Origin of the sequence: Rathayibacter sp. VKM Ac-2805 (assembly GCF_009834265.1) — a bacterium.
Taxonomy (GTDB): Bacteria; Actinomycetota; Actinomycetes; order Actinomycetales; family Microbacteriaceae; genus Rathayibacter.
Genome location: NZ_CP047185.1, coordinates 742,540 through 757,755, shown reverse-complemented (window position 1 = coordinate 757,755; position 15,216 = coordinate 742,540). Strand labels below are relative to the sequence as shown.

Sequence of the window (15,216 nt, the reverse complement as noted above, 5' to 3'; positions counted from 1 at the left end):
ACGTCTCGTTCAGGGGAGCAGGACCGTCTTGCCGCGCGCGCGGCCCGACTCGACGAGGGCGAGCGCGGCGGCCGCCTCGGTCAGCGGGAAGGAGGGCCCGAGCACGACCTCGAGCTCCCCGCGACCGGCGCGGTCGAGCAGGCCCGGCCGGGCGGCGTCGCGGAGCGCGGTGCCGGGATCGGCTCCCGGTCCGCCGCCGAGCATCAGGATCCCGCCGAGGCGGGCGGCGTGCTCGAAGCCGGCGACGGTGGCGATGCGCGAGCGGTCGGCGACCAGAGCCACCGAGGCGTCCAGCGCCTCGTCGGTGCCCGCCGTGTCCAGCGCGACGTCGACGCCGCCGGGGGCCAGGACGCGCACGCGCTCCTCCAGCCCGGCGCCGTAGCGGACCGGCTCCGCGCCGAAGCGGCGGACGACCTCCTCGCCGCGCTCGCTCGTGGTGCCCAGCACCCGTGCTCCGCGGGCGACCGCGAGCTGCACAGCGAGCGAGCCGACGGCTCCGCTCGCCCCGTGCACCAGGACGGTGACCCCGGAGGAGACGCGGGTGGCCTCGACCAGGTGCTCGGCGGTCGTCCCGGCCAGCAGCAGGCCCGCGGCCGCCGCCCAGCCGAGCCCGGCGGGCTTGGGCAGGACCGCGCTCGCGGGCGCGACCAGCTCGTCGGAGTAGCCGCCGGAGACCCGGAACGCCACGACCTCGTCGCCCACGCGGATCGGTCCGAGCGGCCCCTCGGCCCCCTCGCCGACCGCGGTCACGACTCCGGAGACCTCGCTGCCCGGCCGGACCGGCACCCGACCGCGCCCGAACATCCCGCGCAGGAGCTTCGCATCGGCCGGGTTCACGCCCGCGGCGCGTACCGCGATCCGCACCCTGCCGGGCGTCGGCTCCCCCGGATCGACCTCGACGGCGCGCAGCGCCTCCGGCCCGTCGAATCCCTCGGCCTGCATCGCGACGACCATGCGTCCGCCTCCCGTCCCCGGGCGCCTGCGCACCCGAGCGCGACGCTAGCAGCAGCGTCCGACCCCCGGACCCCCTGCGGCGAGCGCGGCAGCCGACCGAGAACGCCCGTTCTGGTACCGCCTACCATGGAGGGATGTCCCCGATCCTCGACGAGCGCCCTCCCCGCGAGGCGATCCTCGCGGCCGCCGACCGGCTCTACTACGAGCGCGGCATCCAGTCCGTCGGGATGGACGAGCTCCGCACGGCCGCGGGCGTCTCGCTGAAGCGCCTCTACTCGGAGTTCCCGAGCAAGGAGTCGGTGGTGGTCGCCGTCCTGCACGGCCGGCACGAGCAGTGGACCCTCGGCGTGACCACCCGGGTCGCCGCGGCGGACGGACCCCGCGGCAAGCTGCTCGCGATCTACGACTTCCTCTTCGACTGGTTCTCCGAGGACTCGTTCCGCGGCTGCGGCTTCATCAACGCCTTCGGGGAGCTCGGCTCGTCGAACCCGATGGTCGCCGAGATGGCGCGCGACCACAAGGAGACGTTCCAGCGCTTCCTCGCGACCCTCGCCGAGGAGGCGGGAGGCGGCGCCGAGCTCGCCGCGCAGCTCGCGATCCTCGCCGAGGGCGCCCAGACCACCGCGGCCATCGCCGGAACCCCGGAGGCCGCCCTGCACGCGCGTCGCGCCGCCGAGATCCTCATCGACGCGGAGACGCGCCCCGTCTGAGGCACGCCGCGCGCGGGATCAGGCCTCGCCGCCCCCGGGCGGGCCGACCACGAGCAGCGCCGCGAAGACCACGGCGACCAGAGCCAGGACCAGCGCCCCGGCGAGCACGGGCCGCGCGAGCGCCCAGCGGAGGAGCCGGCTCATCACGCGCCGGTCGCGCGGGTCGTCCGTGGCGTGCGTCCGCCACGGGCCCTCCAGCAGGCCGCGGCGCTCGAAGCCGCGCTCCAGCGGGACCGTCGCATAGGGCACGACCGCGCTGACGACCGCGAGCGCCGTCGCGCCCGCCGACCACCGCTGGTTCACCGCGAGCACCAGGGCCGCGGCTCCGTAGGCGAGGAACGCGAACCCGTGGATCGGCCCGGCGACGCTCACCGGCCAGTCGCCGGCTCCGGCCGCGTACTTCAGCAGCATCCCCACGATCAGGAGAGTCCAGGTCACCGCCTCGACGATCGACAGCAGGCGGAAGAGGCGGCGCGGGCTCATGGGATCGGCTCCGTTCGGTCCGCGGCGACGCGGCTCGGGGTCGGTCGAGGGTCGCCCGGAGCCTACGGGAGCACGCTCGCGAGGAACCTGAGCGGACGGGGACCGCTCGGGGCGCTCAGCCCAGCCAGCCGGTGAGCGAGAGGGCCGTCACCGCGCCGACCAGGCCCGCGGCGACGAGGGCGACCGTGCCCGTGACTCCGCTGCGGGAGGCGGCCGCGGCGGGGCCGCCGGCCAGGCGCGCCCACAGCCGGCGTGCCACTTCCTCGGCGGAGGGGCGGTCGGCGGGGTCGAGAGCGGTCATCGCGGTCAGCAGCTCGCGCCACTCCGCCGGGACCGACTCCGGGACGACGGGCGCGTGGTGGAGGCGCTGGATCGAGATCTCGAGCGTCGTGCCGGTGTAGGCCCTGCGGCCCGAGACGGCCTCGAGCAGGACCAGCCCGAGCGAGTAGACGTCGGACGCCGGTCCGACCGGGCCGGAGCCCAGGCTCTCGGGGCTGAGGTACGCGGCGGTGCCCACCAGCACGTCGGAGCGGGTGAGCCGGGCGTCGTCGACCGAGCGGGCGATCCCGAAGTCGCTGAGCTTGGCCTCGTGCGCGGAGAAGCCGGATGCGGTGGCGCGCGAGCGGACGAGGACGTTCTCGGGCTTCACGTCGCGGTGGAGGACGCCCTGCGCGTGCAGGTGCGCGAGAGCATCCGCCACTTGAGCCCCGACCTCCGCGATGAGCCGCGGATCGCCGGAGCCGAACCAGTCGGCCGCCGGGTCGCTGCGGTCGAAGTACTCGAGGACGAGGAACGCGAGGTCGCCCTCCTCGCCGAGGATCTCGCCCTGGTCGAGGACGTCCACCACGGAGGCGTGACGCGAGTCGATCAGGAAGCGGATCTCGCGCTCGCGACGCGCCCGCTCATTGGGGGTGTCCGGGACGTCGCGGTGGACCTTGACCGCGACCTGGCGGGCGAGGCGGAGGTCGCGGGCGCGGTAGACGACGGCGCTGCCGCCCTCCCCCACCCGCTCGAGCACGAGGTAGCGACCGGCCAGGGTGGAGCCGACCAGCGGATCCACGACGTCGGCGGGGAGCGGCTGCAGGCGGTCGAGTTCGTCCAGCACGGGCAGCTCCCTTCGCGAATGAGTCACTAGCTCGTCTAACTAGTAGTCCCTTCGTAGTGGTCGCCGCCCTTTCGGGCAAGCACCTCGGGGGAGGTTGGCTTATCTAGATGTTCTTGCTACGAGACTGTCTAGACTGTTCGGCATGGATGAGGTCACGCTGAAGCGACCCGGGGCCTTCTGGTTCTCGGGTGAGGCGACCGAGCCCGGAGCGGTGGAGGTCCTCGCCGCGATGCGCGCCTTCCGCACGGCGGAGGCCGCGATGCGCCGCCGGACCCGCGGATCCATGGGCATGGGCGAGAACGACCTGCTGGCCGTGCAGTTCCTCATGCGCCGCCAGCAGAAGGGCGTGCACGTCAGCCCGAAGGACCTGGCCTCCTACCTCGGCATCTCCTCCGCCTCCACGACCGTGCTGATCGACCGGCTGGTCAAGAGCGGGCACGTGGTCCGGGAGCCGCACCCGAGCGACCGCCGTGCCATCCGCATCGTCGCCACCCCCACCTCCCACCGCGAGGTGCGCGAGACGCTCGACGAGATGCACCGCCGCATGCTCGAGGCGGCCGAGACGCTCAACCCCTCCGAGGCCGGGACCGTCATCCGCTTCCTGCAGACGATGCGCGACATCGTCGAGCGCCCGGCCGACTCCGAGACGGTCGACGCCGCCCAGGAGCTCGCGGGCGAGCCGATCGGCGAGTACGCCGACGGCGTGCGGGAGCAGCGTCGCGCCTGACCGGCGTCCCCGCGGCCGTGGCCGCGCGTCCCCGAGAGTTCACTCCGAGGGTCTTCTGTCGCGCCCTGGATCCGTCGGAGAATCGAGGCGTCCGGCGGCGATGGACAGAAAACGCACTCCGCGACGTAAGTAGCTAGCTCAACTAGTAGGAAGTCTTTCTAGCGATATAGAGTGACGGACGTCAGCCACTCGCACGTCAGATCGGAGCACACCATGGGCAACATCCTGTACGGCACTCCCCCCGCCGCCATCGAGGTCGAGGACCGCGCCCTCGCCCACCTCCAGATCGTCATCATCAACAAGTTCCGCCGCGACGAGCGCTTCCTGCTCACCCTCGACGCGAGCCCCCAGGCCGGCACCGGCCGCCGCGGCGTGTGGATGCACCCGACCATCCCGATCCAGTTCGAGTTCAAGGGCAGCCGCCAGCCCACGATCAACCCGGAGTGGGTCGAGTCCCTCATGGAGCGCGCCAACAGCGGCGCCGGCCTCCGCATCGTGCCCGAGCCGACGAGCAACGCCGCCGTCCCGCTGCGCCGCGCCGAGCCCGCCGCCTGACCCTCCGCGCCGGAGCCGCTCCCGATCAGGCGCCGCCGCCGCACACCGACACGACCCGCCTTCCCGCCCGGGAGACGGGTTCCGTCGTCTCCGGGCCTGAGAACCCCGGGAGCGCGCTCGCAAGTGGTTGACATTCCGCGCCACGGTCAGGGTCGCAGTCCTACACTGCTCCTGCGGCACGGGGTCGTTCCGGCGGGCTCGTCCCTGCTGTCGCACGCATGACCGGCCGCCGGCCGCTCGGGCCCCCCTCTCGAGCGACCGGCGGACGGCTGCGCGGCGCACCCGAAGCGCCGTCCGCGAGGTCCGCCGGAACCAGGAGCGGCCAGATGACCCACGGAACGAACAGCCTCACCACCACCGTCGACGAGGTGCGCCCGGGCGACCTCTTCTGCGCCGTCGTCGCCCACGAGACCGAGCAGTGGCGCGTCGTCGCCGTCCTCGGCATCCGCGTCCTCGCCGAGCGGGTCTCCGGAGGAGACCGCCGCAGCTTCACGCTCCGCTTCGTGCGCCACCAGCTCTCGCCGGACGTGCTCATCGCGAGGGACGCCGCAGCGACGGCCTCTCCGGACTCCCGCCGCTAGAGCGACGCCGTCGCCACGGCGGGACGCGCCAGGCGGGCGAAGAGGCGGTCGAACACGACCCGCCGATCGAACTGCAGGGCGTACTCCCGGGCGGCCGCCGCTCGGCGTGCGCGATCGTCGGCGCTGAGCTCGAGGACGGCGTGGTCGAGGAGCGCGGCGATCGTGTCCGGGCTGTCGACCGGGGTCACGAAGGCGTGCTCGCCGATCGCCTCGCCGATGCCGCCGGTCAGCGTGGTGATGATCGGGCCGCCCCCGGCGAGCATCTTCTCGGCCAGCGCGATGCCGAAGGTCTCGACGAACTCGGGCCGCGGCTTGCTCGGGAGCACGAACGCCGCGCAGCCCGCCATCAGGAAGGGCTTCTCCGCGTCGCCGACGTCGTCGAGGAAGCGGATGCGGTGCGCCAGCGGCGACGCCGCCGCGATCCGGCGCAGCTCCGCCTCCTGCGGACCGCGACCCGCGATGACGAGCTCGTGGCGCTCGTGGACGGCACTGCGCTCGTAGCCGGTGATGAGATCCTCCACGCCCTTCGCCTCGGTCAGGCGCGAGAGGAAGAGGACGTAGCCGTCGGTCCGGAGTCCGCGGGCCCGCACGACCTCCTCGACGACGCCGGGGTCGAGGTCGAGGTAGGCGTCCGCGTCGATCGCCGGGTAGGACACGGCGATGCGCTCCCGGCACTGCGGAGCGAAGCGCGTCCCGTGCGCGGCATCGACGCGCTCCGCCTCCTCGATGATCAGGTCGCGCGTGTACTCCGACACCGCGACGCAGTGGTCCTGCGAGAGGTAGGAGGAGAGGATGTGGGCGGCGGCGCCCAGCCGGCCCTCCTCCACCGCCCGGCGGACCACGTTCGTGACGTCGGAGCCGACGGCCTCGGCGATCGTGGTCACCTCGACGGGCAGTCCGGTGCTCCAGGCGGCGCGGAGGGCGTCGGCCACGACGAGCGTGTGCGGGCTCAGGTAGAGCGAGAGGCAGACGGTCGGGACGCCGTCGGTGAACAGCTCGATCAGGCGTCCGGTCATCCCGGCCAGCCAGCGGCCGTCCGGGACCTTGTAGTCGCCCACGGGTCCCGGCCGCTCCACGACGATGCCGTCGCTGTAGGGCAGCACGGCGTCGAGCGGCTTGAGCGGGAGGCCCGCGGCCTCGAGCCGGTCGATCGGCCAGGTGACGATCCGGACCTCGTCGAATCCGCGCTCCCGGGCGGTCTCGGCGAGATTGCGCGCTTCGACGGAGTGCCCGCAGATCACCGGATCGGCGCGGACGACGATGACGAGTCTGTTCTGCACGGTGTTCGCGTGCGTGCTCTGGTCCATGGGTCTCCTTCAGGGGTCGTCGGTCGGGTGCGGCGGCGGAGGCCGGACGCGCGGGGTCGGTGGTGACGGGGGTGACGGCGAGCGGGAGTCAGTGCCGGCGCGCCGGCCACGAGGGCGGCCGGTGCTCGGGCAGGGTCCCCCAGTCGGAGGGCTCCGGACCGAGGTGCAGGAGCAGCTCGCCGCCGCGATGGAGGGCGGCCGCGGTCAGGACGCTCGTCAGGAGGGGCGCGCCGTCGAACTCGGCCGACTGCACGTACTGGACCGGCCCACCCGGCTCGGGCTCGACGAAGCCGGTGGTCCGGATCTCGAGGTCGGCCCCTCCGATCGCCACCGACGCGCGCGCGAAGCTCGGCGCGTTGACCAGCACCAGGCCCTGCCCGGCGACGGGGAACAGCCCGAGGCTCGCCCACACGTACCAGGAGCTGAGGCCGCCGGAGTCGTCGTTCCCCGCCAGGCCGCCCCGGCCCGCTCCGAACCGCTGGTGCAGCACGCCGTGCACGATCTCGGCGGTCCGGTCGGGCCGTCCCGCGTAGTGGTACGCCCACGGCGAGTCCATGTCGGGCTCGTTGTTGAGCCCCTCGAAGCGTCCGAGCTCGGCTCCCGCGAGCATCTCGCTCCGCTCGGGGCGCAGCCCGGGCTGGACGACCGGCTCGGCTCCGTAGCCGAAGAACTCGTCCAGCTGGGCGATGAAGCCCTCGTCCCCTCCGCTGAGGGCGATGCGCCCGGCCATGTCGTGCAGCAGGCGGAAGGAGTAGTTGTGGCGGGTGCCCTCGTAGTACGTCGAGTCCTTGAGCAGGCCGGAGCGGAGGTCGAACGCGTTCACCCACTGCGCGGCGCGCTCCTCGAGCTGCTCGGCGAGCTCGAGATCGCCGACGTGGCGGGCCACGACGGCCGTGCACCAGTAGCCGTGCGCCAGGTCGAGCGTGTGGCTGATCGGGTGAGCCTCCCCCGCGGCGAGGAACTCCTCGCCGTACATCCGCTTGAGGTCCTCGCTCATGTGCACGAGAGCGGCGTCCCAGTCGATGCCGGGCAGCCCCAGCCGACAGAGGTCGGCGAGGAAGGTGTGCGCGAGGGCGCTGCCCTGGCGCGAGAACCGGTCGCTGCCCTTGGCCATCCGGTAGCCGATCGGGAAGTTGCCCTCCTCCTCGCAGATGGTGAGGAGCGCAGCCGCGATCTCGACCGCCCGCTCGGGCAGCAGCATCGTGAGCAGCGGGAGCTGAGTGCGGTAGATGTCCCACATCGTGCTGATGTCGAAGACGAAGGGTCCGTCCGTCGGCCAGAACGGGCTCTCGGAGGGGGCGAGGCACGGCTTGATCAGCGAGTGGTAGAGCGCGGTCGAGAAGACCGTCTCGCGCTCGGCGGATGGGGTGTCGACGGCGATCGTGCGCAGGCGCTTCCGCCACGTCTTGCGGGTGCGATCACGGCGCTGGTCGAACCCGGTGCCCGCAGGAGGGACGTCGCGATGCAGGTTCTCGCGGGCGCGGTCGGTGCCCCGCAGCGAGAAGCCCATCCGGAGCTCGACGGTCTGCCCGGCCGTGCTGGGTCCCGCCCACATCAGCCCGAAGGGGCGCAGCGTGGTGGGACGGATGTGGTCGAAGTCGAGCCGGGTCCCGCCGGGCATCAGCCGGCGGTCGTACCAGAGCATCTGCCGCCACTGCAGGGCGTCGCACTCCAGGTGCACCGCGAGCGGCGCCCCCTCCATCACGACCTCGCCGGCCGCGACGCCGGGCGAGATCGAGTGCAGCTGCGCGCGCAGCGGCACCGTCGCTCCGCTCGGGATCGCCAGACCTCCGAGGGAGAGGTCGACCACCACGCGGGCGCTGCGGTGCTCGGGAAAGGTGTAGCGGTGCACCACGGAGGCGGGCCCGACGGTGAGCTCGGCCCGTACGCCGGAGGAGAGGGTCGCCGCGTAGTAGCCGGGCTCCGCCACCTCGTCCTCGAGGGCCCAGCTGCACCCGAGCTCGTCGAGCGGCTCGAGCATCGGCGTGACCCGCAGGTAGTTGTAGTACTTGCGGATCGCGCCGGTGCCCGACTGCTGGAAGTGGGTGAATCCGCTCGCCTCGAGGCCGTCGTGGAGCGTCGGCGGGACCCCCTCGAGCGCGAGGTCGTAGCGGCCGTAGCCCGTCGGATAAGCGCCGGAGTAGGAGCACGCGGACACCATGCCGAGGGGGTAGGTGGCTCCGGGGTGCGTGTTCCCGATCTGCGGCTTCGGCGACCACCACGTCGCTGCGACCCCGGTCGGCTCCGGGAGCGCGGTCGCCTCCGTGCCCAGGAACGGGTCCACCCGCTCGATCATCCGCTCGCCGCCATGCCGTGACGCTAGGCACGGCGGGGAGACGAGGGGTGTCGACGGGGTGTCCGGCGGACGACGGAGCGGCGACGGATGAGGGCCGACGGGCTAGGGGATCAGGCGCTCCGCGCGGTAGCGGTCGAAGAGCGCCGTGAACGAGTCGACCGTCCGGTGGAACGCCGTGAAGCCGGCGAGGCGGGACTTGCCGATGTCGGTGACGACCTCGAGGCTCCGGCCGAGGTCGGCATCGGTGTGCCACCAGGAGGCGACGCGGGAGAGGTCGGGCTCGATCAGCCCGTGCTCGTCGACGAGGCGCCGCCAGACGGGCTCGGCATCGGCCATCTGCTGCTCGAGCGGCTGCGGCTCCTCCCCCGGGCCGACCGGCTCGACGCCGAAGTGCTCCGCGATCCGGGTCCACATCCAGCGCCAGCGGAAGACGTCGCCGTTGACCACGTTGAAGGCCTGGTCTCGGCCCGCCTCCGACGTCGACGCCCAGAGCATCTGCTCGGCGAGGATCGTCGCGTCGGTCATGTCGGTGAGTCCGTTCCACTGCGTCAGCGAGCCGGGGAACACGAACGGCGTGCCCTCGGCACGGTGGATCGATGCCGCGACCGCGAGGGTCAGCCCCATGTTCATCGCGTTGCCGACGGCGTGCCCGATGACCGTGTGCGAGCGGTGCACCGACCAGGTGAACCCGGCGCGCCCGGCCGCGGCGAAGAGCTCGTCCTCCTGCGCGTAGTAGAAGTTCGGGGCGTCGAGGCGCTCCTCCTCCTCGTGGAACGGGGTGTCGGGCATCGCGCCCTGCCCGTACGCCTCGAACGGGCCCAGGTAGTGCTTGAGGCCGGTCACCAGCGCGACGTGCTCGACGGGAGCGTGCGCGAGCGCGGCGAGGAGGTCGCGGACCATGCCGCCGTTGACCGCGATGTTCTCCTCCTCCGTCGCCTGGCGCGACCAGGCGGTGAAGAAGACGTGCGTGGGGCGCTGGTCGGCGAGCACGCGGGCCAGGTCCTCGGCGGAGCGCAGGTCGGCGGCGAGCGGAGTGACGCCGGGGCGCGCGTCGATCGGGCGGCGCGAGAGGGCGGTCACCGGCCAGCCCTGCTCGGTGAGCAGGTCGACGAGGGCGGAGCCGCCGATGCCGGTCGCACCGACGACGAGGGCGCTGCGGGGGTCGGACGGGGGGACGGGAGTGGTGGAGGACATCCCCTGGGCCAACAGCCCCGGGGGCGAGGCATTCCCCGATCCGGGCGTCACGGAGGGACACCGGAGGTCACGGAGGGACACCGGGCGTCACGGGCGGACCGCGGACCGGGCTCCTCCCCTACCGTCGAGCACGAGCCGCCCGGGGTGGGCGCAGCGGAACAGGAGCCGACGATGACCGCGACCGATCTGCGGGCCGTGCCCGAGGTGGACTACGAGGAGCTGGCGGGGCGGTTCCGGCCGCTGTTCGCCGAGATCGCGGCGGGAGCGGCGGCGCGCGAGAGCGCGCGCGAGCTGCCGGTCGCGCAGATCCGAGCGCTGGCGGACGCCGGGTTCGGCGCGGTGCGCGTGCCGCTGGAGTCCGGCGGGGCCGGCGCGAGCCTCCCCCAGCTGTTCCGCCTGCTGACGGAGCTGGCCGCCGCCGACTCCAACCTGCCCGAGGCGCTCCGCGGCCACTTCGCCCTGGTCGAGGACCGGCTGCTCGCGACCGACGGGACCCGCGAGCGCTGGCTCCGGCGCTTCGCCGACGGCGAGCTCGGCGGCAACGCCTGGACCGAGGTCGGCACGGTCGCGATCGGCGACGTGCAGACGAAGGTCGCTCCGGTCGAGGGCGACCCGACGCGGTTCACGGTGACCGGCACGAAGTACTACTCCACCGGCAGCGTCTTCGCCGACTGGATCGACACCTTCGCCCAGCGCACCGACACCGGGCAGAAGGTGATCGCGATCGTCGACGCTCGCCAGGCGGGCGTCGAGCACGCCGACGACTGGGACGGCTTCGGCCAGCGCACCACAGGCTCGGGGACGAGCACCTTCACGGAGGCGGTGGTCGCGGCCGAGGACGTGATCGACTTCGAGACCCGGTTCCGCTACCAGACCGCGTTCTACCAGGCGGTGCTGCTGGCCGTGCTGGCGGGCTCGATCGCGGGGGCCGAGCGCGAGATCGCAGCCGAGGTGCGGGCGCGGACGCGGATCTTCTCGCACGGGAACGCCGAGTCGTTCGCGGCGGATCCGCAGATCCTGCAGGTGGTGGGGCAGGTCTCGGCCGCCGCCTACGCGGGAGCGGCGATCGTGGAGCGCGCGGCGATCGCGCTGCAGCGGGCGCACGACGCGGCCCTCGACGGCGACCCGCTCGAGGACGAGCGGCAGAACGACCTCGCCGAGCTCGAGACGGCGCAGGCCCAGATCGTCCTGACGCAGCTGGCCACCCGGGCGACCTCCGACCTCTTCGACGCGCTGGGCGCCTCCGGGGTGAGCACCCGCAAGAACCTCGACCGGCACTGGCGCAACGCGCGCACGGCCGCGAGCCACAATCCGTGGGTGTTCAAGGCGCGGATCGTCGGCGACCACGCGGTCAACGGCACCGTGCCGCCGCGGGTCTGGGCGATCGGCGCGGGGCCGAAGCGGTAGTCGCGTCTGCGCCGGCCGGGGGCGGTGGACAGCCGACAAGGGCGGAGGAGAGGATCGAGGGGGCGGCGACGCGGCCGCCGCGGACGAGGGGGCTCGCGATGATCCGGACGACGACCGCGAGGGGCGCCGGTGCGCTGCTCGCCTGCGCGGCGGGGCTGCTCGCGCTGAGCGGCTGCACGGGAAGCGCCGACGAGGGGACGGCCCCGACGACCGCTCCACCGCTGGTCTCGAGCGCTCCGACGCCGAGCAGTGCCGTGCCGACCGCGAGCGCCGGCAGCGCGACTCCGCTGCCCACCGCGACCCCGGCCACCGCCCTGCTCCCCTGCGAGGACCTGCTCACCGCCGAGGAGGAGGCGTCGCTCGCCGAGGACGGTCTCGCCCTCTCGCCCGAGACGACGGTCTACGACGTCGACTACCCCGTCGTGCAGGAGATCGCCGAGGACGGGGTGCTCTGCCGGTGGAGCGGCCAGGGCGACGTGTCGGTCGTGGTCGGGCAGCTGGCGGTCCCGGACGCGGAGTGGCCTGACCGGAGCGCCGAGCTCCTCGCGGACGGGTTCACCGCCGACGACACCGCGGCTCCGGGCTTCCTCGACGGGCCCGACGGACCGGACGAGAGCTACCCCGGCCGCGGCGTCCTCCACCGCGACGGCGTCCTCTACTACGTGAGCTACTCCGGGATCGTCGGCTCGATCGTGCCGCTCTCCGACTGAGGCGGCGGATCGACGACCCAGGGCGGGCGCCCGTGGTCGGCGCTGCTCCCCGTCGTCAGCTGCTCGCCGTGGTGGTCGAACGACAGCGGGACTCCCGCCTCGGCGCACTCACGGCCGATCAGGTCCATGGCGTTCCAGAAGTACTCGCTCGCTCGTCGATCCCCGGAGATCGCCGAGAGCAGATTGCTCGTGGCGAGACGAGCAGCGTCGGACGCGATCGAGTTCGAGGAGCTTCCGTCGAAGCCCTCGAGGGCTTCGCGAAACGGTGGACGCAGAACGGGATCGAGTTCCGGCGCGTAGTCGTTCCACGTGCGCTCGAGCGGGACGCAGGGAGCGGCCTCCTGATCGCCTCCCGGCTCGGTGCAGCCTACGAGGAGCAGCACGGATACGAGTACCGCCGATGAGGCGGTCGTGCGGTCCACCATCGTTCATCGCTCGATGTGCATCGTCCCCGTCGTGACCCAGACCGCGCAGGCCTTCTTGCGATATTCCGGGGCACTGGTCTCGACGATGTGATCGCAGGTCGAGACGCCGGTGTACCACTTCACGCACCCCCCTTGAAACTCGTCCTCGCAGTTCTTGTTCGGCTGAATCGGAGCGGCCGAGGCCACCTGCGCCCCGAGAACCGACGTCAGCGCCAGCGCGACGACAGCGAGACCGGACCCGAACCACAGAGAACTCTTCATGACGTCTCCTCATTCGCCGGCAGATCCATCGGGTCCTGGGACCGTAGCCATCGCGGAGAGGGTGTCGGACGGTCGGCGCGAACTCGACACATCGAGGCGCGGGCCGGGCCCTCGAGAAGGGGTAGCGTCGACAGGTGCGATTCCCGTGGCGTTCCCGAGACAGCGAGCGACTGCCGCGGGACGTGCTCGTGCTGGGGGTCGTCGCCTTCTTCGTGATGCTGGGGTTCGGCGTCGTCGTGCCGGTGCTGCCGACCTACGTGCGCAGCTTCGGCGTCGACTACACGGCGGTCGGCGCGGTCGTCTCGGCGTTCGCGCTGATGCGGCTGGTCGCGAATCCGTTCGTGGGGCCGCTCGTCGACCGGTTCGGCGAGCGGGTCGTGCTCGCCGTCGGCATCGGCATCGTCGCGCTCTCCTCGGCGCTGGTCGGCTTCGCCTCCGACTACCCGCACCTCCTCCTGCTGCGCGGAGTCGGCGGCATCGGCTCCGCGATGTTCTCCGTCGCGGCGATGACGCTCCTCCTGCGCACCGCGAGCCCGGAGCGGCGCGGCCGCTCGATCGGCTTCTACCAGGGCGGTTTCCTGCTCGGCGGCATGGCGGGCCCCGCGGTGGGCGGCGTGCTCACGGCGATCTCGCTCACCGCCCCCTTCTTCTTCTACGCCGGCACGCTCGCGATCGCGGGGCTCGTCGGGCTGATCCTGCTGCAGCGGCCGGAGCGCGACGCGGCACCGTCCGCCGCGGCGAGGACGAAGCCCCTGCGCGAGGTCGCCCGCGACCGCCGGTACCAGAGCGCGGTGCTGGCGAACTTCGCCCTCGGCTGGTCGGCGATGGGAGTCCGCGCGACGCTCGTCCCCGTGCTCGTCGTCGAGGGGCTCGGCGGGCAGCCCGCCTGGACCGGCATCGCGTTCGCGATCGCCGCGGTGGTGCAGACGATCGCGCTCGCGCCCGCCGGCCGCTTCGTCGACACGGTCGGCCGGCGCCCGGCGCTCATCGGCGGGTTCTCCGTCGCGGCGGTGGCGATGCTGGCGATGCCGTTCGTCTCGGAGCTGTGGCTGCTCGTCGTGCTGCTCTGCGTCTACGGAGCGGCGGCCGCCTTCATGGGCACGGCCCCGGGCGCGCTGGTCGGCGACGCGGCGGGCGAGCGCGGCGGCAAGCCGGTCTCGGTGTTCCAGGCCGCGTCCGACCTGGGCGGCGTGATCGGGCCGCTGCTCGCGGGCGCTCTCGCCGACGCCGCATCGCCGACCGCGGCCTTCGCCTCCGCCTTCGTGCTGCTGGCGGCGAGCGCGCTGCTCGGCCTGCGGATCCCGCGCTCGCGAATCGCCTAGCTGTTCCGCCCGCGGGCGTCGACGGGCCAGACGGAGCCGCCGCCGTCGCGGAGGAGGACGCGGTACTCGTCGGCCAGGTTCACCGCGACGCAGACGTGGTTCGGCGCGATCCGCACCCGTGTCCCCACCGGGAGGTCGACTCCGGTGATCGTCGCATGGTGCTCCGAGAGCACCGGGATGCGCGCCTCCGGGTGCTCCGGGAGGCGGCCGAAGCCGCTCGAGGCCGCGCCGCGGTCGGAGGAGAGCACCTTGCTGCCCGCGTCGGCGATCAGGTGGTCGCCGCGGCGGGACACGATCGTGGCGAGGACGGTGACGGCGATGTCCTCGGGCGCCATCGTGCCGATCTCCCACTGCTGGGCGTCGCCGAGGGCCGAGACTCCGGGGCGCAGCTCCGTGAGCACCGAGGAGTCGGCGAACGCGGCCGAGGGGGTCGAGCCTCCGCTGACCACGCGGGCCTCGACTCCGGACGCCGCGAGCGACGCGACCGACTCGGCGAGCGCGCGCGCCTCGTCGCGGGCGGCCGCCGCTCCGTTGCCGGCCGCGTAGCTGTGGCCGGGGAAGGTGAAGACGCCGGCGACGTCGAGCCCGGCGGAGACGGCGGCCGCGGCGATCGCGCCGGCTTCGGCGGGGAGCACGCCGCTGCGGTGGTGGCCGGAGTCGATCTCGACGACGACCTCGAGCCTGTCGCGCTCGGGCAGGGCCGCGGCCAGGCGCTCGGCCGACTCCGCCGAGTCGACGCCGACCCGCACACGGGCGCTCGCGAGGACGTGGCGGAGCCGCCCGGCGCGCTCGGCGTCGAGCCAGAGCGGGTAGGCGATGAAGAGGTCGCGGATCCCTCCCGCGGCGAAGACCTCGGCCTCCGAGACGGTCGCGACGGTGAGCCCGACGGCCCCCGCGGCGAGCTGGCGCCGGGCGATCTCGAGCGACTTGTGGGTCTTCGCGTGGGGGCGGAGCGCCAGACCCCGCTCGCGGGCAGCCGAGGCGACGGCGGCGATGTCGCGGTCGAGCACCGCCTCGTCGAGCACCAGCGCCGGAGTGGCGAGAGCGTCGAGCACGGCGGAGCGGGCGGAGGAGTCGGCGGTGGCGGTATCGACGGTCACGCGCCGAGCCTAGGCCGCACCACCGGCCCGCGTCCCGCCGTGAGGGCGGCCTCGGGCCGGTCCTCCGCCCGGTCGTCGA

At 73.5% G+C, this 15,216-nt stretch carries 16 protein-coding genes; 7 read left to right on the top strand and 9 right to left on the bottom strand.

The window, feature by feature from the left end; genetic code table 11:
* Positions 1-9 precede the first annotated feature (9 nt).
* Positions 10-954 carry an NADP-dependent oxidoreductase gene (locus GSU40_RS03480; RefSeq protein WP_244229581.1) on the bottom strand — a complete coding sequence of 315 codons (945 nt, stop codon included), beginning with the start codon at positions 952-954 and terminating at the stop codon, positions 10-12.
* Positions 955-1,088: 134 nt separating this feature from the next.
* Between GSU40_RS03480 and GSU40_RS03475 the strand changes: the two genes are divergently transcribed.
* The gene (locus tag GSU40_RS03475) at positions 1,089-1,664 is read left to right on the top strand and encodes a TetR/AcrR family transcriptional regulator (protein ID WP_104224170.1); all 576 of its coding nucleotides are present in this window, start codon (positions 1,089-1,091) and stop codon (positions 1,662-1,664) included.
* An 18-nt stretch (positions 1,665-1,682) separates the two neighbouring features.
* Here GSU40_RS03475 and GSU40_RS03470 read toward each other — a convergent pair whose 3' ends face one another.
* On the bottom strand, positions 1,683-2,147 hold the full coding sequence (locus GSU40_RS03470; protein WP_160033703.1) for a DUF3817 domain-containing protein: 465 nt from the start codon (positions 2,145-2,147) through the stop codon (positions 1,683-1,685).
* Positions 2,148-2,262: 115 nt separating this feature from the next.
* Positions 2,263-3,252: a serine/threonine-protein kinase gene (locus tag GSU40_RS03465; protein WP_160033701.1), complete on the bottom strand. Its 990-nt coding sequence runs from the start codon at positions 3,250-3,252 to the stop codon at positions 2,263-2,265.
* 142 nt (positions 3,253-3,394) lie between these two features.
* On the opposite strand from GSU40_RS03465, the gene GSU40_RS03460 reads away from it, so the two are divergent.
* From GSU40_RS03460 to GSU40_RS03450, 3 genes are all read left to right on the top strand, one after another.
* Complete coding sequence (locus GSU40_RS03460; protein ID WP_160033699.1) at positions 3,395-3,979, top strand: MarR family transcriptional regulator; 585 nt, start codon at positions 3,395-3,397, stop codon at positions 3,977-3,979.
* 213 nt (positions 3,980-4,192) lie between these two features.
* Positions 4,193-4,534 carry an ATP-dependent DNA ligase gene (locus tag GSU40_RS03455; RefSeq protein WP_160033697.1) on the top strand — a complete coding sequence of 114 codons (342 nt, stop codon included), beginning with the start codon at positions 4,193-4,195 and terminating at the stop codon, positions 4,532-4,534.
* Between the two features lie 326 nt (positions 4,535-4,860).
* A complete protein-coding gene (locus tag GSU40_RS03450; RefSeq protein ID WP_160033695.1) occupies positions 4,861-5,115 on the top strand; it encodes a hypothetical protein in 255 nt (84 codons plus the stop codon).
* Here GSU40_RS03450 and GSU40_RS03445 read toward each other — a convergent pair.
* The 3 genes from GSU40_RS03445 to GSU40_RS03435 form a co-directional block, all read right to left on the bottom strand.
* Positions 5,112-6,422 (bottom strand): glycosyltransferase, encoded by a 1,311-nt coding sequence (locus GSU40_RS03445; protein WP_104328867.1) that lies wholly within the window; start codon positions 6,420-6,422, stop codon positions 5,112-5,114. The genes GSU40_RS03450 and GSU40_RS03445 overlap by 4 nt on opposite strands.
* Before the next feature lie 88 nt (positions 6,423-6,510).
* Complete coding sequence (locus tag GSU40_RS03440; protein ID WP_244229580.1) at positions 6,511-8,706, bottom strand: glycoside hydrolase domain-containing protein; 2,196 nt, start codon at positions 8,704-8,706, stop codon at positions 6,511-6,513.
* A gap of 114 nt (positions 8,707-8,820) precedes the next feature.
* A complete protein-coding gene (locus GSU40_RS03435; RefSeq protein WP_104295860.1) occupies positions 8,821-9,912 on the bottom strand; it encodes an SDR family oxidoreductase in 1,092 nt (363 codons plus the stop codon).
* Positions 9,913-10,083: 171 nt separating this feature from the next.
* Here GSU40_RS03435 and GSU40_RS03430 point away from each other — a divergent pair, with 171 nt between their 5' ends.
* Both GSU40_RS03430 and GSU40_RS03425 read left to right on the top strand, forming a co-directional pair.
* Positions 10,084-11,319: an acyl-CoA dehydrogenase family protein gene (locus tag GSU40_RS03430; protein ID WP_160033691.1), complete on the top strand. Its 1,236-nt coding sequence runs from the start codon at positions 10,084-10,086 to the stop codon at positions 11,317-11,319.
* 98 nt (positions 11,320-11,417) lie between these two features.
* The gene (locus GSU40_RS03425) at positions 11,418-12,029 is read left to right on the top strand and encodes a hypothetical protein (RefSeq protein ID WP_160033689.1); all 612 of its coding nucleotides are present in this window, start codon (positions 11,418-11,420) and stop codon (positions 12,027-12,029) included.
* Here the strand turns inward: GSU40_RS03425 and GSU40_RS03420 are convergent.
* A complete protein-coding gene (locus GSU40_RS03420) occupies positions 11,987-12,412 on the bottom strand; it encodes a hypothetical protein (RefSeq protein WP_160033687.1) in 426 nt (141 codons plus the stop codon). The genes GSU40_RS03425 and GSU40_RS03420 overlap by 43 nt on opposite strands.
* Positions 12,413-12,457: 45 nt before the next feature.
* Positions 12,458-12,715: a hypothetical protein gene (locus GSU40_RS03415; protein WP_104328873.1), complete on the bottom strand. Its 258-nt coding sequence runs from the start codon at positions 12,713-12,715 to the stop codon at positions 12,458-12,460.
* A 134-nt stretch (positions 12,716-12,849) separates the two neighbouring features.
* On the opposite strand from GSU40_RS03415, the gene GSU40_RS03410 reads away from it, so the two are divergent.
* Complete coding sequence (locus GSU40_RS03410; protein ID WP_244229579.1) at positions 12,850-14,037, top strand: MFS transporter; 1,188 nt, start codon at positions 12,850-12,852, stop codon at positions 14,035-14,037.
* Here the strand turns inward: GSU40_RS03410 and GSU40_RS03405 are convergent.
* Complete coding sequence (locus tag GSU40_RS03405) at positions 14,034-15,137, bottom strand: alanine racemase (protein WP_244229578.1); 1,104 nt, start codon at positions 15,135-15,137, stop codon at positions 14,034-14,036. The two genes, GSU40_RS03410 and GSU40_RS03405, sit on opposite strands and share 4 nt — an antisense overlap.
* Positions 15,138-15,216: the final 79 nt, after the last annotated feature.